24 protein-coding genes and 1 riboswitch are annotated in these 22,897 nt (G+C 73.5%); of the genes, 7 read left to right on the top strand and 17 right to left on the bottom strand.

The features are described 5' to 3' along the window. Positions 1–92 precede the first annotated feature (92 nt). Both pdxR and AMK29_RS23050 read right to left on the bottom strand, forming a co-directional pair. A complete protein-coding gene (gene pdxR / locus AMK29_RS23040) occupies positions 93–1,577 on the bottom strand; it encodes a MocR-like pyridoxine biosynthesis transcription factor PdxR (protein ID WP_073817140.1) in 1,485 nt (494 codons plus the stop codon). Positions 1,578–2,638: 1,061 nt separating this feature from the next. Next, complete coding sequence (locus AMK29_RS23050; protein WP_079197077.1) at positions 2,639–3,472, bottom strand: alpha/beta fold hydrolase; 834 nt, start codon at positions 3,470–3,472, stop codon at positions 2,639–2,641. Between the two features lie 121 nt (positions 3,473–3,593). On the opposite strand from AMK29_RS23050, the gene AMK29_RS23055 reads away from it, so the two are divergent. Both AMK29_RS23055 and AMK29_RS23060 read left to right on the top strand, forming a co-directional pair. Continuing rightward, entirely contained in the window at positions 3,594–4,499 is a 906-nt protein-coding gene (locus AMK29_RS23055) for an RNA polymerase sigma-70 factor (RefSeq protein ID WP_389536373.1), read from the top strand. Positions 4,500–4,745: 246 nt separating this feature from the next. After that, positions 4,746–5,486 carry a GntR family transcriptional regulator gene (locus AMK29_RS23060; protein WP_073816070.1) on the top strand — a complete coding sequence of 247 codons (741 nt, stop codon included), beginning with the start codon at positions 4,746–4,748 and terminating at the stop codon, positions 5,484–5,486. Between the two features lie 217 nt (positions 5,487–5,703). Here AMK29_RS23060 and AMK29_RS23065 read toward each other — a convergent pair whose 3' ends face one another. Then, a complete protein-coding gene (locus tag AMK29_RS23065) occupies positions 5,704–6,861 on the bottom strand; it encodes an ROK family transcriptional regulator (protein ID WP_073816072.1) in 1,158 nt (385 codons plus the stop codon). Positions 6,862–7,013: 152 nt separating this feature from the next. Here AMK29_RS23065 and AMK29_RS23070 point away from each other — a divergent pair, with 152 nt between their 5' ends. After that, the gene (locus AMK29_RS23070) at positions 7,014–7,451 is read left to right on the top strand and encodes a hypothetical protein (protein WP_073816074.1); all 438 of its coding nucleotides are present in this window, start codon (positions 7,014–7,016) and stop codon (positions 7,449–7,451) included. Positions 7,452–7,464: 13 nt separating this feature from the next. Here AMK29_RS23070 and mug read toward each other — a convergent pair whose 3' ends face one another. The 11 genes from mug to bioB form a co-directional block, all read right to left on the bottom strand. Beyond that, a complete protein-coding gene (gene mug, locus AMK29_RS23075; protein ID WP_073816077.1) occupies positions 7,465–8,013 on the bottom strand; it encodes a G/U mismatch-specific DNA glycosylase in 549 nt (182 codons plus the stop codon). Beyond that, a complete protein-coding gene (gene purB / locus AMK29_RS23080; RefSeq protein ID WP_198942322.1) occupies positions 8,010–9,452 on the bottom strand; it encodes an adenylosuccinate lyase in 1,443 nt (480 codons plus the stop codon). The genes mug and purB overlap by 4 nt, the downstream gene beginning before the upstream one ends. A 129-nt stretch (positions 9,453–9,581) precedes the next feature. Beyond that, positions 9,582–10,364: an SGNH/GDSL hydrolase family protein gene (locus AMK29_RS23085; protein WP_073816082.1), complete on the bottom strand. Its 783-nt coding sequence runs from the start codon at positions 10,362–10,364 to the stop codon at positions 9,582–9,584. Between the two features lie 125 nt (positions 10,365–10,489). Next, positions 10,490–11,509 carry a hemolysin family protein gene (locus AMK29_RS23090; protein WP_073816084.1) on the bottom strand — a complete coding sequence of 340 codons (1,020 nt, stop codon included), beginning with the start codon at positions 11,507–11,509 and terminating at the stop codon, positions 10,490–10,492. Then, positions 11,506–12,849 carry a hemolysin family protein gene (locus tag AMK29_RS23095; RefSeq protein ID WP_073816086.1) on the bottom strand — a complete coding sequence of 448 codons (1,344 nt, stop codon included), beginning with the start codon at positions 12,847–12,849 and terminating at the stop codon, positions 11,506–11,508. The genes AMK29_RS23090 and AMK29_RS23095 overlap by 4 nt, the downstream gene beginning before the upstream one ends. Positions 12,850–13,097: 248 nt before the next feature. Next, a complete protein-coding gene (locus tag AMK29_RS23100) occupies positions 13,098–13,523 on the bottom strand; it encodes a GNAT family N-acetyltransferase (protein ID WP_073816089.1) in 426 nt (141 codons plus the stop codon). 89 nt (positions 13,524–13,612) lie between these two features. Beyond that, positions 13,613–14,284: a class I SAM-dependent methyltransferase gene (locus tag AMK29_RS23105; protein WP_073816091.1), complete on the bottom strand. Its 672-nt coding sequence runs from the start codon at positions 14,282–14,284 to the stop codon at positions 13,613–13,615. A gap of 68 nt (positions 14,285–14,352) precedes the next feature. Then, positions 14,353–14,697, bottom strand: a complete 345-nt coding sequence (locus AMK29_RS23110; protein ID WP_073816093.1) for a VOC family protein — start codon at positions 14,695–14,697, stop codon at positions 14,353–14,355. 9 nt (positions 14,698–14,706) lie between these two features. Continuing rightward, positions 14,707–15,456: a dethiobiotin synthase gene (gene bioD, locus AMK29_RS23115; RefSeq protein WP_073816096.1), complete on the bottom strand. Its 750-nt coding sequence runs from the start codon at positions 15,454–15,456 to the stop codon at positions 14,707–14,709. Positions 15,457–15,475: 19 nt separating this feature from the next. Continuing rightward, positions 15,476–16,756, bottom strand: a complete 1,281-nt coding sequence (locus tag AMK29_RS23120) for an adenosylmethionine--8-amino-7-oxononanoate transaminase (RefSeq protein WP_107422688.1) — start codon at positions 16,754–16,756, stop codon at positions 15,476–15,478. A gap of 5 nt (positions 16,757–16,761) precedes the next feature. Beyond that, positions 16,762–18,030: a biotin synthase BioB gene (gene bioB, locus AMK29_RS23125; RefSeq protein WP_073816099.1), complete on the bottom strand. Its 1,269-nt coding sequence runs from the start codon at positions 18,028–18,030 to the stop codon at positions 16,762–16,764. A 143-nt stretch (positions 18,031–18,173) separates the two neighbouring features. On the opposite strand from bioB, the gene AMK29_RS23130 reads away from it, so the two are divergent. Continuing rightward, the gene (locus tag AMK29_RS23130; protein ID WP_073816102.1) at positions 18,174–19,361 is read left to right on the top strand and encodes an 8-amino-7-oxononanoate synthase; all 1,188 of its coding nucleotides are present in this window, start codon (positions 18,174–18,176) and stop codon (positions 19,359–19,361) included. Positions 19,362–19,537: 176 nt separating this feature from the next. After that, the gene (locus AMK29_RS23135) at positions 19,538–19,975 is read left to right on the top strand and encodes an ATP-binding protein (protein WP_073816104.1); all 438 of its coding nucleotides are present in this window, start codon (positions 19,538–19,540) and stop codon (positions 19,973–19,975) included. A 96-nt stretch (positions 19,976–20,071) separates the two neighbouring features. Here AMK29_RS23135 and AMK29_RS23140 read toward each other — a convergent pair whose 3' ends face one another. The 3 genes from AMK29_RS23140 to AMK29_RS23150 all read right to left on the bottom strand — a co-directional run bounded on the left by AMK29_RS23140 (position 20,072) and on the right by AMK29_RS23150 (position 22,009). Next, positions 20,072–20,548, bottom strand: coding sequence for a C40 family peptidase (locus AMK29_RS23140; protein ID WP_073816107.1), 477 nt, complete (start codon positions 20,546–20,548; stop codon positions 20,072–20,074). Positions 20,549–20,551: 3 nt separating this feature from the next. Continuing rightward, positions 20,552–20,725: riboswitch (cyclic di-AMP (ydaO/yuaA leader) on the bottom strand. A 347-nt stretch (positions 20,726–21,072) separates the two neighbouring features. After that, positions 21,073–21,378 (bottom strand): hypothetical protein, encoded by a 306-nt coding sequence (locus AMK29_RS23145; RefSeq protein WP_073816109.1) that lies wholly within the window; start codon positions 21,376–21,378, stop codon positions 21,073–21,075. A 7-nt stretch (positions 21,379–21,385) separates the two neighbouring features. Beyond that, positions 21,386–22,009, bottom strand: coding sequence for a ClpP family protease (locus AMK29_RS23150; RefSeq protein WP_079197078.1), 624 nt, complete (start codon positions 22,007–22,009; stop codon positions 21,386–21,388). Between the two features lie 58 nt (positions 22,010–22,067). Between AMK29_RS23150 and AMK29_RS23155 the strand changes: the two genes are divergently transcribed. Then, positions 22,068–22,346: a type II toxin-antitoxin system Phd/YefM family antitoxin gene (locus tag AMK29_RS23155; RefSeq protein WP_073816114.1), complete on the top strand. Its 279-nt coding sequence runs from the start codon at positions 22,068–22,070 to the stop codon at positions 22,344–22,346. Positions 22,347–22,585: 239 nt separating this feature from the next. After that, on the top strand, positions 22,586–22,888 hold the full coding sequence (locus AMK29_RS23160; RefSeq protein ID WP_073816116.1) for an urease subunit gamma: 303 nt from the start codon (positions 22,586–22,588) through the stop codon (positions 22,886–22,888). Positions 22,889–22,897 lie beyond the last annotated feature (9 nt).

Here is a 22,897-nt window from a genome sequence, read left to right on the forward strand (position 1 = left end):
CCGGATCCCGCCCGCACGGCGCACGCCCCGGCACCGGCCGGATCCCGCCGTACGGTGTACGCCCCGGGCTCCCGTCTGTATGCAACGCCGCCTCAGCCCCGGCGTACCGCCTCCGCCACCAGGCGGATCCCGGTCCTCACGGTGGACGGCGTCAGGTGCGCGTACCCGATGACGAGCCGGACGTCCCCGTCGGTGGGCCGTGCGGTGCCGTAGTCCTCCAGGGGCCGCAGCTCCACCCCGGCCTCCGCCGCCCGCGCCAGGAACCGTTCCGGCGGCCCGAAAACGGGCGGTACGCGCGCGATGACGTGCAGTCCGGCCGCGATGCCGCTCACCCGTGTGCCCGGAAGGTACTCCGCGAGCGCGGCGAGCAGGGCGTCCCGCCGCTCCCGGTAGGCGCGTTGGCAGCGGCGCAGCTGACGGTCGTACCCGCCCCCCGTCACGAACTCGGCGAGCACCGCCTGATCGAGCACGGGGTTGCCGAGGTCCATCGTCCGCTTGCGCTCGACGACCTCCCCGAGCAGGCCCTCGGGGACGAGCATCCAGCCGAGCCGCAGACCGGGCGCGAGCGACTTGCTGACCGAGCCCGCGTAGACGACCCGCTCCGGATCGAGCCCCTGCAGGGCGCCGACGGGCGCCCGGTCGTACCGGAAGTCCCCGTCGTAGTCGTCCTCCAGGACGTATCCGTCCACCGCCCGTGCCCAGTCGAGGAGTGCGCCGCGGCGCTCGGCCGACCAGCTGATCCCGGACGGGAACTGGTGCGAGGGCGTCACGACCACGGCCCGCACGCCGGAGGCGGTGAGCGGCCCGGTCCGCAGCCCCTCCTCGTCCAGCGGCAGCCACACCGTGTCCAGACCGGTGGAGGCGAACAGCCGCCCGTGTTCCGGGCTACCGGGATCCTCGATGCCGACCGCGCCGAGCCCCCGCGCCCGCAGGACGAAGCCGAGCAGCGTCGACGCCTGCGCCACACCCGAGCACACCACCAGCCGCTCGGGATCGGCCACCACGCCCCGGCGCCGGGTCAGCATCCCGGCCAGCGCCTCCCGCAGTGCGGGCAGCCCGCGCGGATCCGGATACCCGAGCGCCGGGTGGGGGAGCCGCGCCAGGACGGCACGCTGGGCCGCCGCCCACCCGGCCCTCGGGAAGAGCGACAGGTCGGGGGTCCCGGGGCGGAAGTCCACCCGGACCCGGGCCGCCCCCGGGGCCAGGTCACGCGCTCCGCGCACGGCCGCCCTGGCCGCCCCGCCCACCCAGGTGCCCGCGCCCCGGTCGCTGCGCAGGTACCCCTCGGCGGTGAGCTGCTCGTACGCCTCGGTGACGAGGCCCCGCGAGACGCCCAGGTCGGCCGCGAGCGCCCGCGTGGACGGCAGCCGGGTCCCGGCCACGAGCCGCCCCGACCGCACCGCCTCGCGCAGCGCCTCCTGAAGGGCCCGCCCGCGCCGCCGCGCCGGGGCGCCGGCCGCCGGCAGGAGCAGCTCCCAGGCGGCCTGCCCGTGGCTTCCCTGCCTGTGGCCGCCCTCCCCGAGGCCGCCGACGACGGGGGCGCTCGTGTCGTGGCCGTCCCTGTCGTGGCCGTTCATGCCGCGCGCCCCCCGTAGTACGACCCACCCGATCCGTCCGACCCGGTCGGTCCGTCCCGGTCCGTCCGTCCGTCCCAGTTGGTTCATCCGTTCCGGCCGCCCGGCCCAAGTGGTCCCCGATGACGTGTCAGAAGTGGACCTTAACCGGGGCCGCGCGGCTTCCTAGCGTCGGAGTCATGAACGCGAACGCCCTCCGCGGGGTCCTCCTGGTGACCCTCGCCTACGCCCTCGTCGGCGCCTCCTTCACCGCGAACAGCCTCCTCGGCGCGTACCCGTACGCGGGCGGCCAGGCACTGCGCTACGGAGCCGCCTGTCTGCTCCTGCTCCCCCTGCTCGGCCGCGGCGGCCTCGCGCCCCTGCGCGCCCTGACCGCTCGTCACTGGCTCCGGCTCGCCGCCCTCGCGGGCGTGGGCATGGTCGGCTTCAACCTGGCGGTCCTCGCCGCCGAGCGGACGGCCGAGCCGGCCGTCCCCGGTGTCCTGGTCGGCTGCGCCCCCGTCGTCGTCGCCGTCCTGGTCCCCCTGACCGAGGGCCGCAGGCCCGCGCCCGCCGTGCTGTACGGGGCGCTGCTCGTCGCCGCCGGGGCCTTCACCGTGCAGGGCTGGGGGCGGACGGACCTCGCCGGGATCGGCTGGTCGGTGGCGGCGCTCGCGGGCGAGGTGGGGTTCACGGTCCTGGCCGTCCCGGTGCTCCGGCTGCTCGGCCCGAAGCTGCTGACGGCCGCCGTCTGTGGGCTCGGCGCGGCGGAGGCGGCGCTCGTGGGCCTCCTGGTCGACGGAGCCGCGTGGGTGCGCGTGCCGACGGCGGTGGAGACGGGCGCCCTGGTCTGGCAGGCGGTCCTGGCCACGGTGGTCGGCTTCGTCCTCTTCTACATGGGTGTCCAGCGGGTCGGCATGGAGCGGGCGACCCTCTTCACCGGCGCGATCCCGGTCGCCGCCGCGCTGAGCGCCGTGCTGGTCGCCGACGCCGCCTTCGGGCTCCCGCAGGCGGTCGGCAGTCTGCTCGTCGGGGCCGGCGCCGCCGTGGGCACCGGCCTGTTCACCCGCTCGTCCCGGCGGCCCTCAGCCGCGGCTGCCGTCCAGGACCACGCGCGCGACGAGAGCCGGGTCGTCGCTCATGGGCACATGGCCGCAGCCGGGCAGCCGGACGAGCCGCGCGCGGGGCAGGGTGTGCTTGGCGCGGACGCCCTGGCGGGGAAGGAGCAGCCGGTCGCGGGTGCCCCAGGCGACGGTGACGGGCACCTCGGGCACGTCGTCGCGGAAGCGCACGGCCCCGCCGGCCTCCAGGGTCCTCCGGAAGCCGGTGGCCCCGCGCAGCGCGAGCGTCTCGGCGTAGACGGCCTCGGGTGAACGGCGTCCCGGGCGCGCGTAGATGCTGCTGGCCAGGGCGGTGCGCCCGGCGGGGGTGCGGGACAGGCGCTCGATCATCGGCAGGGGCATCGACCGGGCGGCGCCCCGCATCGCCCGGAGCGTCACGAAGGCGTACCGCCGCTCGCCCTCCGACCAGAACCCCGCGGGGGAGAGCGCGGTGACCGAGCGCACCCGCTTCTCCCGGCCGAGTTCCAGGGCGAGCAGTCCGCCGAGCGAGTTCCCCGCCACGTGCGGGCGTTCGACGCCGAGGGCCGCGCAGAAGGCGCCGAGCACGCGGCTGACGGTGGACAGGTCGTACGTACAGCCCTCGGGGAGTTCGTCGGAGGTGCCGAAGCCCGGCAGGTCGACGGCGATCACGTCCCGCTCGGCGGCCAGGATGTCCAGGACGGGTTCCCACGCCTGCCAGTGGTGTCCGATCCCGTGCAGGAGCAGCAGCGGCTCACCCACGCCCCGGCGTTCGTACGTGAGGGATGCCGTGCGGGGACCCGCCGGGGTCTCGATGGCGAACGTGCTCCGTGCGGGCATGCGGCTCCCTGTCCTGCAGCTTGTCAGACGTCCTGTCAACGAGAATTACCGATCAGTAGCCCGGAGTTCAAGCCCCTGTTCGAAACTGGACTTGGCGGGGACGGTGGGTTGGGATGGGGGCGTGCCCATCGACATTCCGACCGACAACCTGACCGAACTCTTCGAGGAGCACCGCCCGATGCTCCTCGGCGTCGCCTACCGGATGCTCGGCCGCGCCGCCGACGCCGAGGACGTCGTCCAGGAGGCCTGGCTGCGCTGGACCGCCGAGGACCGGGCGGCCGTACGCGAGCCCCGTGCCTTCCTCGTCCGGATCACGACGAGGCTCGCCATCGACCGGCTCCGGCAGGCCCAGGCCCGTCGTGAGGCCTATGTCGGCCCGTGGCTGCCCGAGCCCGTCGTCACCGACTTCGGCCCGGCCGCCCCCGACACCGCCGAGCGTGCCCTGCTCGCCGACTCCGTCTCCCTCGCCGTCCTCGTCGTCCTCGAGTCCCTCTCGCCGCTGGAGAGGGCCGTCTTCGTGCTGCGGGAGGCCTTCGGCTTCCCGTACGGGGAGATCGCCGCCGCCCTCGACCGCTCCGAGGCGGCCGTGCGCCAGCTCGCCGGGCGCGCGCGACGCCACGTCGACGAGGGCAAGCCGCGCTACGACGTCGACCCGACCGAGCGCCGGGACCTGACCGAACGTTTCCTCGCCGCGGCCTCGGGCGGCGATCTCGGTGATCTCCTCGCCCTGCTCGCCCCGGACGTGCGCCTCGTCGGCGACAGCGGCGGCAAGGCCAGGACGCCGCGGCGGATCATCGAGGGTTCCGACAAGGTCGGACGCTTCCTCGCCGCCACGTCCCAGGGGGCGGACGCGACGCACGAGTTGCGCGTCGTCGAGGTCAACGGCGGTCCCGCCGTCCTCGTCCTCGACGGGGGACGGCCCGACACCCTGGTGCAGATCGAGGCGCGCGACGGGCGTGTCCAGTGCGTCTACATCATTCGCAACCCCGACAAGCTCCGTCGCTTCGCCGATCCCGACGGACGCTGAGCCGCACGGCGCCGAGGCCCCGCCCTCCCCTCCGGGAGGGCGGGGCCTTGTGCTGCGCGGGGCTCACGAGCGCGCGAACGTCCTGTGAACGATCTAGGTCAGAGGGTCACATTCGGGGGCGTTCGGCAGAGGATTGGTCTTGACCAAGGGGGTGGCTCGCCTTATGGTCGCAGAGTTAGTGCAGGAACCTTTAATAAACAAGGGCGCGGAAACGCCGCGGGACACGGCGAATTGCGGAGGATCAGGGTGGGGACCACGCAGCTGGCATCGGTACCGGAGCCGAAGTACCAGCACCTCAAGACAGTGATCGGCGAGGCGCTCGACTCGGACTTCGCGGTCGGGGAGATCCTCCCGAACGAGCGCGAGCTCGCGGCCCGCTTCGGCGTCGCCCGTGCCACGCTCCGCCAGGCCCTGGAGCAGCTGGAGCTGGAAGGCCGACTGCAGCGCCGCCGCGGCGTCGGCACCACGGTCGCGCCGCCGCGCGTAGGCGTCGACGTCTCCACCACCCAGCACACCTGGCCGGGCGTCGGTGACGAGGCCTGGCAGCCCCTGGACTCCGCCTCCGACGTGGCCCCCGCCGCCGTCGCGCGCGTCCTGGAGAGCAGCGCCGAGGACCGGGTGCACGTCGTCCGCAGGCTCCGCATCAGCCAGGGCCAGCCCGTCGCCGCCGAGCTGCTGTACGTGCCCGCCGGCTCCGTCCCGGGGCTCAGCGCCATCGACGCGCCCGCGGGCCCCGCCCGCGCCCGCGCGGTGCTGCGGGAACTGCAGCACCTCGCCCTCGACGGCCAGGACCGCTCCGTGGAGCTCGGCTCGGCCCGCGCCGACGACGCCAAGGAGCTCGACCGGCTGCCGGGCGCGCCCGTGCTCGTCGTGACGACCCGATACCTCTCCGGAGGGCGTACCGCCGCCGTCTCCGTGGCCACGTACCGTGCCGACACCTGCCGTCTGACCTTCGGCGACTCCGGCGACCTGGTCATGGCCTCGTAGGGCCCACGCCCGCAGCAGCACCACGCCCCGCGCCACCGGCCCGCCGCAGGACACCCGTCCGGCGACGGGCCGTCACCGTGCCGCCACCCGGCCGAGGGCAGGCCCCGTGGGCGCTGCCACCGGGCAGGTCGCGCCAGGCGGGCCGTCACCGGTCGAGGCGTACCCGAACCCGGCCCACCGGGCAGACGCGCGCCAGGTGGGACTCTCCGGACACGGCCTAGCGCCGCGCCGTCACCGTGCCGTCGACCGCGAACAGCTGTTCCTCGACGTGGTCGAGGGCGAGCCGCAGCGCGCCCGTGCCCACCGCCGCCTCGCCGAGCAGGGACAGCACCACCCGCGGGGGCCGCAGGCAGAACCGCGCCAGCTCGTCCCGGAGCGGCTGCAGCACCCCGTCCAGGCCGGCCGCCCAGCCGCCGACGACCACCAGTTCGGGGTCGATCGCGAGCACGAGCGCCGCCACGTCGTGCACGAGCCGCTGGATGAACCGCTCCACCGCCGCCTCGGCGCGCGCGTCGCCCTCGCGGGCCAGCGCGAAGACCTTCGCGACCGCCTGCTCGTCCAGCGGGTGCAGCGGCTCGTCCGTGGTCGAGAGCAGATGCTCGGGGGTGACGCCGCGGCCCAGGAGGTGCAGGGCGCCGATCTCCCCGGCCGCGCCGCCGAAACCGCGGTGCAGCCGTCCGCCGATCAGCGATCCGGCCCCCGGGCTCAGCCCGGCGAGGACGAAGACGATGTCGTCGGAGTCGGTCGCGGCACCCTTCCAGTGCTCGGCGACGGCCGCCGCGTTGGCGTCGTTCTCCACGATCACCGGGCACCGGAAGGAGCGCCGCAGGCGCTCGCCGAGCGCAAGTCCCGTCCAGCCGGGCAGGGCCGTACCGAGGCGGACGGTGCCGTCGGCCTCCACGATCCCGGGGGTGCCGACGCCGACGGCCCGCAGATTGGACCGGGCGACCCCGGCTCTGCGCAGCACGTCCGCGACGACCGTACGCACCCGGTCGAGACGCTCGTCCTCGGGCGCCGTCTCCGACACCTCGCGGGATCCGGCGCCGATGATCCGCCCGTCCAGACCGGAGAGCAGCGCGGCCACCCGGTGCGGGCCGATCTCGATGCCGAGCAGATGACCGGCCTCCGCGCGGAACCGGAACCTCCGCGCCGGACGCCCCTGCCGTCGGGCCTCCCCCTCCTCGGGGGCCGCCTCGACGACGAGACCCCCTTCCATGAGCCCTTCGACGACGCCCTCGACCGTGGGCCGCGAGAGGCCCGTGATCCGGGTCAGATCGGTGAGCGTGGGCGCGTCCGCGCCGCGCAGCGCATGGAGTACCACCGCGGAGTTGATCCGCCGCAGCAGAGACGGATCCCCGCCGGTCAGCCGCCCCACAGTGTGTCCTTCCAGCTCGTGCACCTCTTCGGGCGGATGGTACTCAATGGGCCCGGCGGCGGCGAGCGCCGCCCCGGGCGGGGGGCCGCCGCCGCTCGCGCCCCGGCTCTGACGGAACGCCAACTGTCAGTGGCGGCCGCTTTACTGGAGCCATGACCACGGCACGGCACCTGGCGACGATCGACTTACTCCGCTCCCGCGCCTTCCCCGCGCGACCGGAGCGTTCCGGCTCCGTCGACAGCGGTCCGGGCTTCCACGTGGGGGAGCTCGCCACGAGCGAGGAGTTCTGGGAGGACGACGGCACGCGCCGCGTGCTCGTCGAGGAGCAGTACGAGGCGGAGCGGGACGGGCTCGCCGTCCTGCTCACCGCCCGCTGGGGCCCGCCGGAGGAGCTGAGCCTGTGGTCCGTGCTCGAGCGGAGCATGGAGGGCGAGGAGGTGCCGGAGCCGTGGTCCACCCTCAGCTGCCACACCCCGCGTCTGACGCTGTGGCGGGCGGACGGGCGGTGGATAGGCGTCGGCGTCTCCCAGTGGGACAAGGAGCTGCCGTTCCAGCTCCTCGCCGTGATCACCGAGGTGGACCTGCCCTGACGGCCGGGAGGAGCTACCCGCGGTCGGCCGCCTCGCGGAGACGGGCGTACTCCTCGGCCATCGTCGCCGCCGTCCAGTGCGCGTTCAGACCGCTCGGATTGGGCAGCGCCCACACCCGGGTGGAGCCGATCAGACGCTCCTGCGGCCCGATCGCGGCCTTCGGCTCACCGAACGCCGTGCGGTACGCCGTGACACCGACGACCGCGAGCCAGCGCGGCGCGAGCCGCTCCACCTTCTCGACGAGGAGCCGCCCGCCCTCGCGGTACTCCTCGCGGCTCAGCTCGTCGGCCCGCGCACTCGCCCGCGCCACCACGTTCGTGATCCCGAGACCGTACGTGAGGAGTTCCCTCTCCTCGTCCGGCCGCAGCTGCCTCGGCGTGAACCCGGACAGGTGGAGCACCGGCCAGAACCGGTTGCCCGGGCGGGCGAAGTGGTGGCCCGTCGCCGCCGACACCAGACCCGGGTTGATCCCGCAGAACAGCACGGAGAGGCCGCCCGCCACCACATCGGGAACGACGCGGTCGCGGGCGGCCTCCAGCTGCTCCGGGGTGAACCGGGTCAGAGGATCGCTCCGGGCGTGTAGGCGGCGGCCTCCGGGTGCTGCTTGAGGATCTCCTCGATCCGCGAGACCACGGAGGCGACCTGGTCGGCGGCGGCGCCGGTGAAGGACAGCTTGTCCGCCATCAGCTCGTCGAGCTGCGCCCGGTCCAGCGGGATGCGCTCGTCGGCGGCGAGCTTGTCGAGCAGCTCGTTGCGCTCGGCGCCCTGCTCGCGCATGGCGAGGGCGGAGGCGACGGCGTTCTCCTTGATCGCCTCGTGGGCGACCTCGCGGCCCACGCCGGCGCGCACCGCGCCCATGAGGACCTTGGTGGTCGCCAGGAACGGCAGGTAGCGGTCGAGCTCACGGGCGACGACGGCCGGGAAGGCGCCGAACTCGTCGAGCACGGTGAGGAAGGTCTCCAGGAGACCGTCGAGCGCGAAGAACGCGTCGGGCAGGGCGACCCGGCGGACCACGGAGCAGGACACGTCGCCCTCGTTCCACTGGTCGCCGGCCAGCTCGCCGGTCATCGACGCGTAGCCGCGCAGGATGACCATCAGGCCGTTGACGCGCTCGCAGGAGCGGGTGTTCATCTTGTGCGGCATCGCCGAGGAGCCGACCTGGCCGGGCTTGAAGCCCTCGGTGACCAGCTCGTGGCCCGCCATCAGGCGGATCGTCTTGGCGATCGACGAGGGGGCCGCCGCCAGCTGCACCAGCGAGGTCACCACGTCGTAGTCGAGCGAGCGCGGGTAGACCTGGCCGACCGAGGTGAACGCCTGCGCGAAGCCGAGGTGACCGGCGATCCGCTGCTCCAGGTCGGCGAGCTTGCCGGCGTCGCCGCCGAGGAGGTCCAGCATGTCCTGCGCGGTGCCGACCGGGCCCTTGATGCCGCGCAGCGGGTAGCGGGCGATCAGCTCCTCCAGGCGGCCGTAGGCGACGAGCAGCTCGTCGGCGGCCGTGGCGAAGCGCTTGCCGAGGGTCGTCGCCTGGGCGGCCACGTTGTGCGAGCGGCCCGCCATGACCAGCTCGGCGTACTCGGCGGAGAGCTTGCCGAGACGGCCGAGGACGGCGACCGTACGGTCCCGCATCAGCTCCAGGGAGAGCCGGATCTGCAGCTGCTCGACGTTCTCGGTGAGGTCGCGCGAGGTCATGCCCTTGTGGACGTGCTCGTGGCCGGCGAGGGCGTTGAACTCCTCGATGCGGGCCTTCACGTCGTGGCGGGTGACCTTCTCGCGCTCGGCGATGGAACCGAGGTCGACCTGGTCGAGGACGCGCTCGTAGTCGGCGAGCGCCGCCTCGGGAACCTCGATCCCGAGGTCCTTCTGCGCACGCAGGACGGCGAGCCACAGCTGACGCTCCAGCTTCACCTTCTGCTCGGGGGACCAGAGGACGGCGAGCTCCGCGGAGGCGTAGCGGCCGGCCAGAACGTTGGGGATGCGGGGCTTCGCAGTCACAGCAGTCACGTGGACAGATTCTACTGGCGGTTTCTGCAGGCCAGCGCCACGGCCCTATGTGGAGCTTGCTACGAGACGCAGCTCACGCGGACCCGAGCGGCGCCCGGCTCCGCCGGGTCCGCCGGCCGCCCGCGGCGGCTACGGACCGGTCGGCGGCTCGTACGGGAGCAGCTCCGGGCGCTTCGGGGCGCGGCCGTCGCCCGACGAGCGGCCGGTCAGCCTGCGTCCGATCCACGGGCCGAGGTGCTCCCTGGCGAAGCGGGCGTCGGCGGCCCGGCGGCTCGCCCAGCCGGGCAGGGGGGCCGGGGCGAGCGGCGCCCGCCAGTCCTCCTCGGGCGGGTGCCCGAGCGCCTGCCACACGGCCTCGGCGACGCGCCGGTGGCCGTCGGCCGTGAGATGGAGCCGGTCCACGTCCCACAGTCGGGGGTCGCCGAGCGAGGGGGCCCCGTACAGGTCGACGACGAGGGCCCCGTGCCGTGCGGCCAGGTCGTCGATGTGGGTGAAGAGCTCCTCCATGCGGGGACGGAAGCGCTCCATGACCGGGCCGTTGCGGCCGGGGCTGCGCATCAGGACCAACTGGCCGCAGGAGGGGGCGAGCCGCTCGACGGCCTCGGTGAGCAGGCCGCGCACCCGGCCCATGTCGACCTTGGGACGGAGGGTGTCGTTGAGCCCGCCGACGAGCGTGACGACGTCCGCCTTCATCGCGGCCGCCGTCTCGACCTGCTCCTCGACGATCTGGCCGATGAGCTTGCCGCGGACGGCGAGATTGGCGTAGCGGAAACCGGGGGCGCGGGCGGCGAGGCGGTCCGCGAGGACGTCGGCCCAGCCGCGGTAGGTCCCGTCGGGCCGCAGGTCCGACATCCCCTCGGTGAAACTGTCGCCCAGGGCGACGAAACTGTTGTACGTGGCATTCATCTGCATGGCGGAGCGATCATACCGCGCGGTATGCGCGGGGTGCCCGACGCGCGGGAGGGCCCCGGGACGCGTCCCGGGGCCCTCCCTGTCGTACGTACGCGTCGCGACGACGACCGCTGCCAGACGAGCCGCTACGGGGCCGCCGGGCGGCCCACCAGCTCCCGCAGCACGTCCTCCATCGCCACGAGGCCGGCGGGCTTGCCGTCCTCGTCGAGCACCGCGGCCAGGTGCGTCCGGCTGCGGCGCATCGCGGTCAGGACGTCGTCCAGCGGCGTGGCCGCCCGGACCCGGGCGATCGGCCGCAGCGCGGACACCGGGAACGGCAGATCGCGCGGTACGACGTCCAAGGCGTCCTTGACGTGCAGATAGCCGAGGATCCGGCGCTCCGCGTCGACCACGGGGAAGCGCGAGAAGCCCGTCAGCGCCGACAGCGCCTCCAGCTCCTCGGGAGTGGTCCCGACCTGCGCGTACACCACCTTCTCCGCCGGCATCACGACATCCCGCACGGGACGCCGGCCCAGCTCCAGGGCGTCGTGCAGCCGCTCGGCGGCCCGGTCGTCCAGGAGTCCGGCGTCACCCGCGTCGGTGACCATCCGGGCCAGCTCGTCGTCCGAGAACGTCGCCGAGACCTCGTCCTTGACCTCCACCCGCAACAGCTTGAGCAGCGCGTTGGCGAAGGCGTTGATGGCGAAGATCACCGGCCGCAGCGCCCGCGCCAGCGTCACGAGCGGCGGACCGAGCAGCAGCGCGGTGCGCGTCGGCTCGGCGAGCGCGATGTTCTTCGGCACCATCTCGCCGAGGAGCATGTGCAGATACGTCGCCACGCTCAGCGCGATCACGAACGAGATCGGGTGGACCAGACCGTGCGGCACACCGACCGCGTCGAAGACCGGCTCCAGCAGGTGCGCGATGGCGGGCTCGGCGACGATGCCGAGCACCAGGGTGCACAGCGTGATGCCGAGCTGCGCCGCGGCGAGCAGCGCGGAGACGTGCTCCAGGCCCCAGATGACGCTGCGCGCGCGCCGGTCGCCGGACTCCGCGAGCGGTTCGATCTGGCTGCGGCGGACCGAGATCAGGGCGAACTCGGCGCCGACGAAGAAGGCGTTGACGATCAGGGTCAGCAGACCGATCAACAGCTGGATCGCGGTCATCGGCCGGCCTCCCCGGTCTCGTCGTCGCTGTGGTCGGTCACGGGCGCGTGCAGCAGCACGCGCGCGGCGCGGCGACCCGAGGCGTCCACGACGTCGAGCCGCCAGCCGCCCAGCTCCACGCTGTCGCCGACGGCGGGGATACGGCCCAGCTCCGTCGCGACGACGCCCGCGAGCGTCTCGTACGGGCCGTCCGGCACCCGGAGGCCGATGGCCCCGACCTGGTCCGTACGGGCCGCGCCGTCTGCGGACCACAGCTCGCGCCCGTCCGCGTCCGCGCCGGCGCGGGCCAGGTCGGGCGTCTCGTGCGGGTCGTGCTCGTCGCGGACCTCGCCGACGACCTCCTCGACGATGTCCTCCAGGGTGGCGACGCCGGCCGTGCCGCCGTACTCGTCGATGACGACCGCCATCGTCTGCTTCCCGGCCAGCCGGTCGAGCAGCCGGTCCACGGTGAGCGTCTCGGGGACGAGGAGCGGTTCGCGGAGCATCTCGCCGATCCCGCGGCGCGGGCGCTCCTCGGCCGGTATGGCGAGGACGTCCTTGATGTGGGCGATGCCGACGACCGAGTCGAGGCTGCCCCGGTAGACGGGGAAGCGGGAGAGGCCGGTCGCGCGCGTGGCGTTGGCGACGTCCTCGGCGGTGGCCTGCACCTCGAGGGCGGTGACCTGGACCCGGGGCGTCATCACGTTCTCGGCGGTCAGCTCACCCAGGTTGAGCGTACGGACGAACAGCTCGGCCGTGTCCGCCTCCAGGGCGCCCTCCTTCGCGGAGTGCCGGGCGAGCGCCACGAGCTCCTGCGGGGAGCGCGCGGACGCCAGCTCCTCGGTGGGCTCCATGCCCAGACGGCGCAGGATCCGGTTCGCGGTGTTGTTGAGGTGACTGATCAGCGGCTTGAACGCGGCGGTGAAGACCCGCTGCGGGGTGGCCACCACCTTGGCGACGGCGAGCGGCGAGGAGATCGCCCAGTTCTTGGGGACCAGCTCGCCGACCACCATCAGGACGACGGTCGACAGCGCGGTGCCCAGGACGAGGGCCACGGACGAGGCGACCGTGGGGGAGAGGCCGACGGCCTCGGCCGGACCGCGGATGAGCGCGGCGATGGAGGGCTCGGCGAGCATGCCGACCACCAGGTTGGTGACGGTGATGCCCAGCTGGGCGCCGGAGAGCTGGAACGTCAGCGACCTGACGGCCTTGAGCGCACCGGCCGCCCCGCGCTCGCCGCGGTCCGCGGCCGCCTCGAGCTCGCCGCGCTCGACCGTGGTCAGCGAGAACTCGGCCGCGACGAAGGCGCCGCACGCGACGGAGAGGAGGAGCGCGAGGAGGAGCAGAAGCACTTCGGTCATCGGTTCACCTCCGTCCCATGATCGGCCAGGGCGGGGAGGATCGCTCGATGTCGGTCGTCGAAGCGGGTGCTGTCGGAACCAGTGCTACTGGGAGGCTCGCCCATGGGCGGACGCTCACACCTTTCGGTCGTCGGGATGAGCAACCATGGTAAAGGACGGGCAAAGCGCCGGGATGATCGCCCCGGGCGCCCGGCCCCTTGCTCGGTCCGGCGTCGCTCATCCCCGCGCTCTACCCGCGCGGCGCGAGGTCATTCCGTGAGCGGCTTCACCCACCGGCGCCACTGTTCCTGGCGCTCGTACCCGGCGGCCGTCCACGCCAGCTGCCCGGTCTCGTTCGCCACCAGGACCATGGCGTCGACCCGCCGTCCGCCGAGGGTGAGGAAACGTTCCTCGGCGGCGCGGAGGAGAGCGGTGGAGACGCCCCGCCGACGGTACGAGGGCAGCACCGCGAGCCGGTAGAGAGAAGCCCGCCAGCCGTCCCAGCCCGCGATCACGGACCCCACGATCACGCCGTCGGCCTCGGCGAGGACGAGCGCCTCGGGGTCACGCTCGACGAGCCGGGTCACGCCCGCCAGGTCGTCCGAGACGGACGTCCCCTCGGCGGACTCGCTCCAGAAGGCCAGGACCGCCCCGGCGTCGTCACGGGTGGCGGCACGTATCCGAAGATCGATCATGGCCCGATCCCACCACGCGTCGCCGTGCCGGTGCCACGGAGTTCCGGACGACGGACGCCGCGTGGCTGAGCAGCGGGCAGGGTCGCGCGCTACCGCCGGGCCACTCCCAGCACACACGGCGACGACGGCAGCCGCGGCCCCTTCTCCGGGACGTCGAAGGAGCGGTACGGCCCGAGGACGAAGCCGGCCGCCTCCATGGCCGCCAGCGGGGCGCGGGAGGTGTGGCAGCCGCCGAAGAGCAGCGGCCAGACCGTCCGGTCCAGCCCTCGCTGCACGCGCGCGAGACCGGGCGTGTCCGCCACGCCGTGCTCGAAGAACCGCAGCTCACCGCCGGGGCGCAGGACCCGGTGCAGCTCCGCGAGGACCTGCGGCACGTTCCGTACCGTGCACAGGACGAGCGAGGCCACCGCCGCGTCGAAGGAGGCGTCCTCCAGCGGCAGCGCCTCGGCCGTGTCCGGCAGCACGGTCACCGGTACGGCGGCCCGCCGCGCGCTCTCCTGGGCGAGCCGGCGCAGCCGGGCCTCCGGTTCGACGGCCACCACCTCGGAGACCCCGGCCGGATAGTGCGCGAAGTTCAGCCCGTTCCCCGCCCCGATCTCCAGGACCCGGCCGGAGAGCCCGGCGAGCAGCTCCCCGCGCAGGTCGCCGAGCCCGGCCCTGGTGTCGGCGGACACGCTGAAACGGGCGTAGAAGCGGGCGAACAGCGGATGGTGGACCCGGGGCGACGGAGATCCCGCCCGGCCCGGTCGCGGCGGCGTCATGCGAACCACCTCAGCAGCGTCATGGGAACGTCGTGCGGAACGACCTCGGCGGCAGCACACGCACCACCTCAGCCGCTCACGAAGCAGAACTCGTTGCCCCCGGGGTCCCGCATGACCTGGAAGGAACCCTGCTCGTCCGTCACCAGGTCGCCGACCCGGGCCGCACCCAGGGGCAGCGCCTCGTCGGCGGCCCGCTCCAGGTCCGCCACCTCCAGGTCGAGGTGGACCCGGTTCTTCACCGACTTGCCCTCCGGCACCCGCTGGAAGGCGAGCCGTACGAACCCCGGCGGGTCCACGTACGACCAGTCGCCGCTCCGGTCGACCGGCTCGCCCCCGAGGAGTTCCGCCCAGAAGCGGACGAGCGCGGCCGGATCGGCACAGTCGAACACGATTTCCTGCACGGAAGCACGCATGCCTCCAGCCTACGGAGTCGAGGCCCCCGGGTGCTGCTCGAAAGCGGCGGCGAACCCCTCCCCGAACGCCTCCGCGTCCCAGCTCCCGCCCAGGGCGGGCCCCAGCCAACCTCCCGCCGCCGCCCGGAACTCCGCCGGGTCGAGCGCCCCCGACCCCTCCGGCACGGCTCCGAGGAGCGGCGCGCCCGCCGCCTCCGGCAGGTCCGCCAGGTTGCACCGCGCCGCCAGGTCCGGCTCGGCGGGCCAGCTGCCGACCACGACACCCAGCTGCTCGATCCCGCGCGCCCGGAGCGCCTCGCCGGTCAGGGTCGTCGAGTTGAGCGTCCCCAGACCGGCCGGGACCACCACCAGGACCGGTGCGCCCAGCAGCGCCGCCGCGTCCGCGAGCGTGCCGCCCTCCTCGTCGAAGCGCACGAGCAGCCCGCCCGCCCCCTCCACGAGCACCAGGTCGTGCTCGGCCGCCAGCTTCCGGGCGGCCTCGGCGACCTCCCGGGGCCCGACGGGGGCGAGCCCAGCCCGCCGGGCCGCCGTACCCGGAGCCAGCGGCTCCGGGAAACGGCCCAGCTCCATGGAGCCCGCGGCGCCCGAGAGCCGGACGACCTCGTCCGCGTCCCCGCGCTCCGCCGGCCCGACGCCCGTCTGCGCGGGCTTCAGGACGGCCACCGACCGGCCGGCGGCGGTGGCCACGGCGGCCACCGCCGCGGTCACGACCGTCTTGCCGATCTCCGTGCCCGTACCGCTGACGACGACGATTCCCACCGCTGTCCCCTTCTTCCGTTCAGCCCGCTGCCGCCGCCGCGCGCACGGCGGCGCAGATCCGGGCCAGGTCCTCGTCGCCGGTCACGTACGGCGGCATCGTGTAGATCAGGTCCCGGAACGGGCGCAGCCACACGCCCTCCCGGACCGCCGCGCGGCTCGCGGCCTCCATGTCGACCGGGTGGTCGAGCTGGACGACGCCGATGGCGCCGAGCACCCGCACCTCGCGCACACCGGGGAGGTCGGCCGCCGGGGCGAGTCCCTCCCGCAGTCCGGCCTCGATCCGCTTGACCTCGACCTCCCAGTCCTGCGAGAGGAGCAGGTCGATCGAGGCCAGCGCCACCGCGGACGCCAGCGGGTTGCCCATGAACGTCGGCCCGTGCGCGAGCACCGGCACGTCGCCGCGCGAGATCCCGTCGGCGACCCGGCTCGTGCAGAGCGTCGCCGCCATCGACAGATAACCGCCGGTCAGCGCCTTGCCCACGCACATCACATCGGGGGAGATCCCCACCTGGTCGGCGGCGAACAGCGTGCCCGTCCGCCCGAAGCCGGTGGCGATCTCGTCGAGGACGAGCAGCACGTCGTGCGCGTCGCACGCCTCACGGAGCACCCGCAGATACGCCGGGTCGTGGAAGCGCATGCCGCCCGCGCCCTGCACCACCGGCTCCACGACGACCGCGGCCAGTTCGTGCGCGTGCTTCCCGATCTCGGTCCGCAGCAGCTCGGCGTACGACTCCTCGTAGCCGGCCGGAGGGGCGTCCACGAACACCTGCCGCTGGAGCACCCCCGTCCACAGCTCGTGCATCCCGCCCTCGGGGTCGCACACGGACATCGGCTGCCAGGTGTCCCCGTGGTAGCCGCCGCGCCAGGTGAGCAGCCGCCGCTTCTCGGGGCGGCCCAGGGAGCGCCAGTACTGCAGGCACATCTTGACCGCGACCTCGACGGACACGGAGCCGGAGTCGCTGAGGAAGACGTGCCGCAGCGGCCCGGGGGTGATCTCGACGAGCCGGGCGGCGAGCCGCACCGCCGGCTCGTGGGTGAGCCCGCCGAACATGACGTGGCTCATCCGCTCCAGCTGGCCGCGCACCGCCTCGTTGAGCACGGGGTGGTTGTAGCCGTGGATCGCCGACCACCAGGACGACATGCCGTCGATCAACTCGGCGTGTCCCTCGGCGGGTTCGGCGAGCCGGAGACGTACACCGGAAGCGGACTCGACGACCAGCGGGTCCGTACGCCCCGGCATGGGGCCGTACGGGTGCCAGACGTGCGCCCGGTCGAGGGAGACGAGTTCGTCGTTGCGCACCGGCGTCACGCGTTCGGTGCGAGGTCCGTGCCGGCGCCGCGGCGGCGCACGGCGACCAGGTCGGTGCGCGCCTGGTTCGGGGCGCCCTCGGCCTCCGCCTCCGCGGGTGCGGGCACCGCGTGTCCGCCGCAGGGACCGCAGCCGCCACCGGCCTCGGCGTGCGAGCCGCAGCCCGCGCCCTCCGCCGCCGCGTCCTCGGCAGAGCCGCAGCCCGCCGACGCGGAGGAACCGCAGCCGCCGCCCGCCGCACCGGCCGCCGCGAGCGCGTCGGCACGGTGCTTCGGCAGCGTCGTCGTCCCCGCGCCCTCCACCTCGAAGCCCGCGTCCGCGATCATGTCCAGGTCGGCCTGCCCGGCCTGGCCCTCGCTGGTCAGGTAGTCACCGAGGAAGATCGAGTTCGCGATGTTCAGGGCCAGCGGCTGCATCGAGCGCAGGTGCACCTCGCGGCCGCCCGCGATCCGGACCTCGACGTCGGGGCAGACGAACCGCACCATCGCGAGGATCCGCAGACAGCGCTGCGGGGTCAGGTTCCACTCCTTGGCGAGCGGGGTTCCCTCGAACGGGATGAGGAAGTTGACCGGCACCGAGTCCGAGTCCAGCTCGCGCAGCGCGTACACGACGTCGACGAGGTCCTCGTCCGTCTCGCCCATGCCCGCGATCAGACCCGAGCAGGCCGAGAGACCGGCGGCGTGCGCCTTCTGCACGGTGTCCACGCGGTCCGCGTAGGTGTGGGTCTTGGTGATCCCCCCGTACGTCGCCTCGGAGGTGTTGAGGTTGTGGTTGTACGCGTCGGCGCCGGCGTCCCGCAGCCGCTCCGCCTGGCCGTCCGAGAGCAGACCCAGGCAGGCACACACCTCGACGCCCTCGTTCTGCTCCTTGATGGCCTCGATGGTCTTGCCGACCCGCTCCACGTCCCGGTCCGTCGGACCGCGCCCGCTCGCCACCAGACAGACCCGCTTGGCCCCGCCCGCGACACCCGCCGCGGCGGCCTGGGACGCCTCGTCCGGCTTCAGCCAGGTGTACTTGAGGATCTCGGCCTTGGAGCCGAGTCGCTGGGAGCAGTACGAGCAGTCCTCGGGACAGAGCCCCGACTTCAGGTTGACGAGGTAGTTGAGCTTCACCCGGCGCCCGAACCACTGACGGCGCACCTTGCCGGCCGCCGCCACCACATCGAGCAGTTCGTCGTCGGAGGTCGCCAGGACGGCGAGCGCTTCTTCACGGGTCGGCAGCTCGCGCCGCAGCCCCTTCTCCACCAGCGTGTTCAGCAGGTCCATAAGGGCTGATCCTTGCCTACCGCCCACCCCCGGGCCAAGGAGGATCCGAACAAACGCCTCCGTTGGAGGTGTGTGGATGACCACATCCCGACCTCGGCACCCTCCGGTTAGGGTCTGTGCGCTGCCTACAAAAGGATCGCCTCATGCCACAGGCCGACGACGCCCGGGCCGCGGGCCCGAGCCGTACCGCGTTCGACTGGACCGACGCCGAGGCGCGCCGCCGGACGGAGGCCGGCCTCGTGCGGACGCTGCGCCCCCGGGAGGCGGAGTCGGACCTGCTCGACCTGGCGAGCAACGACTACCTCGGCCTCACCCGACGCGCGGAGGTCACCGCTGCGGCGGCCGAGGCCGCCGGGCGCTGGGGCGCGGGCTCCACCGGCTCGCGGCTCGTCACCGGCACCACCCGGCTGCACACCCGTCTGGAGCGCGAACTCGCCGAGTTCTGCGGCTTCGAGGCGGCTCTCGTCTTCTCCTCCGGCTACACCGCCAACCTGGCCGCGCTGACGGCGCTCGGCGGCCGGGACTCCCTGATCGTCTCCGACGCCTCCAACCACGCCTCGATCGTCGACGGCTGCCGGCTCGCGCGCGCCGAGACGGCCGTCGTCCCGCACACCGACCCCGAGGCCGTCGCCAAGACCCTCGACGCGCATCCGGGGCGGCGGGCCCTGGTCGTGAGCGACTCCGTCTTCTCGGTCGACGGCGACAAGGCCCCGCTGCCGGAGCTCGCCGCGGCCTGTCGCGCGCACGGCGCCGGGCTCGTCGTGGACGACGCCCACGGCCTCGGCGTCCTCGGCGACGGGGGCCGGGGCGCCCTGCACGAAGCCGGGCTCGCGGGCGACGAGGACGTCGTGGCCACGCTGACCCTGTCCAAGTCCCTCGGCAGCCAGGGCGGTGCCGTCCTCGGTCCGGCCCGGGTGATCGAGCACCTGGTCAACGCGGCCCGTACCTTCATCTTCGACACCGGGCTCGCCCCGGCCGCGGCGGGCGGCGCGCTCGCGAGCCTGCGCCTGCTCGTGGCAGAGCCGGGCCTGGCCGGGCGGGCCCGTACCGTCGCCTCCACGCTGTACACGCGGCTCACCGACGCCGGCCTCGTGGCGGCCCGGCCCGACGCGGCCGTCGTGTCGGTGCGGGCGCCCTCGCCCGAGGCGGCGCTGCGCTGGGCGGCGGACTGCCGTGAGCAGGGCCTCGGGGTCGGCTGCTTCCGGCCCCCGTCCGTCCCCGACGGCATCTCGCGACTGCGGCTCACGGCACGCGCGGATCTGACGGACGCGCAGATCGAGCGCGCGGTGGAGACGATCCTGAGGACCGCGCCCGGCGTCCCGCGGGGGTGATGGGGCTGGGGTGGCGGATGGGTCAAGGGCGTTCCCGCGCACCAGAGTTCACCGCTTCGGGCGACAGATGGGGACATATCTTGGCGGAACGCCGCACGGCGCGGCACGATCGGTGGCACTCTGACGCGAAGCGCGATCCGGGGCAGCGGCCCCGGCGGGAAAGGGACAGCGTCGCCATGGCAGATCATCAGGAAGCATCCCTCACGCTGCCGAGCGATCCCGCCTCGGTCCCCACGGCCCGGCGGTACGTCGCGGACGTCCTGACCGACTGGGGGCTCGACGGCGCCGCGGACATCGCGGACTCGGTCCGTCTGATCGTCTCCGAACTCGCCACCAACGCCGTCCTGCACACCCTCGGCCAGTCACCCACCTTCACGGTGGAGGTCCGCCTGGAGCGCGAGGAGCGGCTCCACATCGGGGTCACCGACAGCCACCCCCGTCGGCCCCGCCGCCTCCCGGCGGCGGTCCAGCAGGACAACGGCCGGGGCATGGTCATCATCCGCGTCCTCGCGGCGGAGGCGGGCGGCCGTCTCTCGGTCACCCCGACCGAGGACGGCGGCAAGACGGTCTGGATCACGATCCCGTGGACCACGGCCCCCCTGGCGCGTCGCTAGGGGGTGTCCAGGGCTGTACGGGGCCGGTCCGGCGGAGCAGAGGGTACGGCGGCGCCACCGCACCCCCCCCGTTCGAGGACCGTCAATCCCGTCGCGTCACCGGACGCGGCCGTAGTAGACCTTCGACGACCAGATCCGGTCGAGCTTCACCCAGGAGCCCTTCTTGGGCGAGTGCCAGATCCTGCCGCTGCCGGCGTAGATGCCCACGTGGTACACCCTGCCGCCGGAGTGGAAGAAGACCAGGTCCCCCTTCTGCCTGGTGGAGGCGGAGATGTGCCGGGTCTTGTTGTACTGCTGCTGCGCGGTGCGAGGCAGCGACTTGCCCGCCTTCTTGTACGCGTAGAGCGTCAGACCGGAGCAGTCGAACCTGGAGGGCCCGGCGCTCCCGTACCGGTACGGGGCTCCCTTCTTGGACGCGGCGACGCTCAGTGCCTTGTTCGCGTGCGTGGTGGCTGCCTGGGCCTCCGACGCCGCTCCGGGTGCGAGCAGCGTGCCGCCGACGGCGGCGAGGGTGAGAGCCGAGACGGCTCCGGCCCGGGACAGCAGGGACGGGACGTGCATCTGCGCAGTCATGCGCAACCCTTCGTCAGCCGCCTGTGAAGGATGACCTGTCGGGTTCGGGCAGGCGAAGATGCCCGGCCGCTGTCGCGGCTTCACCCCAAGGGACGGCCTCGCTGCCGGAACAGCGCGTACGCCCCGTAAAAATCGGGTCCTCCACTCCTGCCGATCTACTCCTGTCGACCAGACGTCCGGGACAGCGGCAGGACTCGGCGTCCGCCCGGACCGCCCCGCCGCGGCGGCGGGGGCTTGTCGTCGACAGGGATCTTGACCCACATCCGGGGTGAAATCCGAGCTGAAACAGCGATATGTGAGGCTCCTCACGACTGATCCGTTCGGGTGGACAGGACGCTTTCGTGATCTTCGGAGGTTTGGCCAACGAGCCCCGCACCAGGGGTGGAACGCCCCATTCCGCCAAATGTGTACACGTGCTGCGCAAGTCACCCGGGCCATATATCGACTCGTCGACTACGCCGAACGAGCGAGGGTTTCTGCGGCAGATGTCGGCCGTACGGACCTGGACACGACACGACGAAATGTCAACTCGCGCGCGGCTCACGGACGGTGACGCGGCCGGTCCTGCGCTCCCCGTCCAGCACCCGCAGCGCACGCGCCAGCGTCTCCGCGTGCACCTCGCTCTCGCCCCGCGCGTGCATGAGCGTCAGGGCCTCGCGCAACGCCTCGGCTCGCCCCACCAGGGCCTGTGCCGCCCGGAGTGCCCCCAAGGTATGCGTACCTCGGGATGGATTGATCTTTCCCAGCAGGTCGACGACGTCGAGGTACGCGTCGACGAGTTCACCCTCGGCCCGGGTCAGGGCGGGGAGCGGCGGCAGCTCGGGAACCACGGCCGGGTCACCGCGCCGTGCCGCCGACGGCCGCGCGCCGGCTGGTGATCACATGATCCACCAGGCCGTACGCGACCGCCGCCGGTGCGTCCAGGACGGTCAGGCGGTCGAGGTCGGCGTCCACCCGCTCCCGGGGCTGCCCCGTGTGCTCGGTGAGCGCCCCGGCCACCAGGCCGCGGAGTCGGAGCAGTTCGCGCGCGTGGAGGTCGAGGTCGCTCGGCTGCCCCCGCAGCGGCTCGTCGAGGGCCGGCTGCCGAAGCGTGACCCTGGCGCCCGGGAGCATCAGCCGCTTGCCCGGGGCGCCGGCGGCGAGCAGGAGCGCGGCCGTGGAGCCGGCCTGGCCCAGACAGGTGGTCTCCACGTCGCAGTGGAGCGAGCGCATCGTGTCGTAGATCGCGGTCGTCGCGGTGATCGAGCCGCCGGGGCAGTTCAGGTAGAGGGAGACGTCCTGACCCGGCGCCGCGTGGTCCAGGTGGAGGAGCTGGGCGATGACGTCGTTGGACGAGGTCTCGTCGATCGGCGTGCCGAGGAAGACGATCCGGGAGGCGAGGAGCCGGGAGTAGGGGTCGAGGGTCCTGGTGCCGTAGCTGGTCCGCTCCGTGAACTCGGGCAGGACGTGACGAGCGTGCATGACGGGTACCTCCATCTGTAAAAAATGTACAGGATGTACAGGCCGTAAGATGGGGAGCATGACCTACGAGATCCCGGTGACGCAAGCGCGAGCCGAGCTCGCCGACCTCATCAACCGCGTCGTATACGGCGGTGAGCGCGTCGTCGTCACCCGTCACGGGAAGCCGCTCGTCGCGCTGGTCTCCGCCGCTGACCTGGAGGAACTGGAAGCGGCCGAGAAGCCCGCCGACGAGCAGGTGGTCAGTTCGGTGTCCCGCTTCCACCCGATGGACTCCGCTCCCGGCGAACAGGGCCGCTTCGGCATCGCCGCACACCACCGCGAGCCCGGCGCCTCGTAGCCTTCGGCGCTCCGGACGCGCGGTCCACGAGCGGGCGCCCGGCGGGCCCGGAGATCCCGGCCCGCCCGGTCTGATGATCATGCGAACGCAAAGCCGCAGTTAACGAGCCGGAAAAACTTCCGCCCTAACGTGCAATGTCTGACCACGTGCCGCATCTCGGCACCTCAACAGTGTGTTGACGGTCGGTAGGGTCCGCAGCTGTCCGGGTGTGTCCCGGTCGACGACTGTGAGGTGGAAGAGTGCAACTGAGCCCGCACGAACAGGAACGCCTGCTCATCCATGTGGCGGCGGACGTGGCCGAGAAGCGCCGGGCCAGGGGAGTGCGGCTCAACCACCCCGAGGCCGTCGCGCTCCTCACCTCCCACATCCTCGAAGGCGCCCGCGACGGCCGGACCGTCGCGGAACTGATGGCCTCCGGGCGCACGGTGCTCACCCGCGAGGAGGTCATGGACGGCATCCCCGAGATGATCCACGACGTCCAGGTCGAGGCCACCTTCCCCGACGGCACCAAGCTCGTCACCGTCCACGACCCCATCGTCTGAACGGGCCGC

Origin of the sequence: Streptomyces sp. CB02261 (genome assembly GCF_001905665.1) — a bacterium.
GTDB lineage: Bacteria > Actinomycetota > Actinomycetes > Streptomycetales > Streptomycetaceae > Streptomyces.

Bases quoted from the DNA above. Each gene is read 5' to 3' on its own strand.
- AMK29_RS23090 (WP_073816084.1), bottom strand. From the start codon at position 11,509: ATGACCGCGATCCAGCTGTTGATCGGTCTGCTGACCCTGATCGTCAAC.
- AMK29_RS23095 (WP_073816086.1), bottom strand. From the start codon at position 12,849: ATGACCGAAGTGCTTCTGCTCCTCCTCGCGCTCCTCCTCTCCGTCGCG.
- AMK29_RS23085 (WP_073816082.1), bottom strand. From the start codon at position 10,364: ATGCAGATGAATGCCACGTACAACAGTTTCGTCGCCCTGGGCGACAGT.
- bioB (WP_073816099.1), bottom strand. From the start codon at position 18,030: ATGGACCTGCTGAACACGCTGGTGGAGAAGGGGCTGCGGCGCGAGCTG.
- pdxR (WP_073817140.1), bottom strand. From the start codon at position 1,577: ATGAACGGCCACGACAGGGACGGCCACGACACGAGCGCCCCCGTCGTC.
- AMK29_RS23070 (WP_073816074.1), top strand. From the start codon at position 7,014: ATGACCACGGCACGGCACCTGGCGACGATCGACTTACTCCGCTCCCGC.
- AMK29_RS23105 (WP_073816091.1), bottom strand. From the start codon at position 14,284: ATGACGCCGCCGCGACCGGGCCGGGCGGGATCTCCGTCGCCCCGGGTC.
- AMK29_RS23155 (WP_073816114.1), top strand. From the start codon at position 22,068: ATGACCTACGAGATCCCGGTGACGCAAGCGCGAGCCGAGCTCGCCGAC.
- AMK29_RS23100 (WP_073816089.1), bottom strand. From the start codon at position 13,523: ATGATCGATCTTCGGATACGTGCCGCCACCCGTGACGACGCCGGGGCG.
- AMK29_RS23150 (WP_079197078.1), bottom strand. From the start codon at position 22,009: ATGCACGCTCGTCACGTCCTGCCCGAGTTCACGGAGCGGACCAGCTAC.
- AMK29_RS23050 (WP_079197077.1), bottom strand. From the start codon at position 3,472: ATGCCCGCACGGAGCACGTTCGCCATCGAGACCCCGGCGGGTCCCCGC.
- AMK29_RS23130 (WP_073816102.1), top strand. From the start codon at position 18,174: ATGCCACAGGCCGACGACGCCCGGGCCGCGGGCCCGAGCCGTACCGCG.
- AMK29_RS23140 (WP_073816107.1), bottom strand. From the start codon at position 20,548: ATGACTGCGCAGATGCACGTCCCGTCCCTGCTGTCCCGGGCCGGAGCC.
- AMK29_RS23110 (WP_073816093.1), bottom strand. From the start codon at position 14,697: ATGCGTGCTTCCGTGCAGGAAATCGTGTTCGACTGTGCCGATCCGGCC.
- AMK29_RS23135 (WP_073816104.1), top strand. From the start codon at position 19,538: ATGGCAGATCATCAGGAAGCATCCCTCACGCTGCCGAGCGATCCCGCC.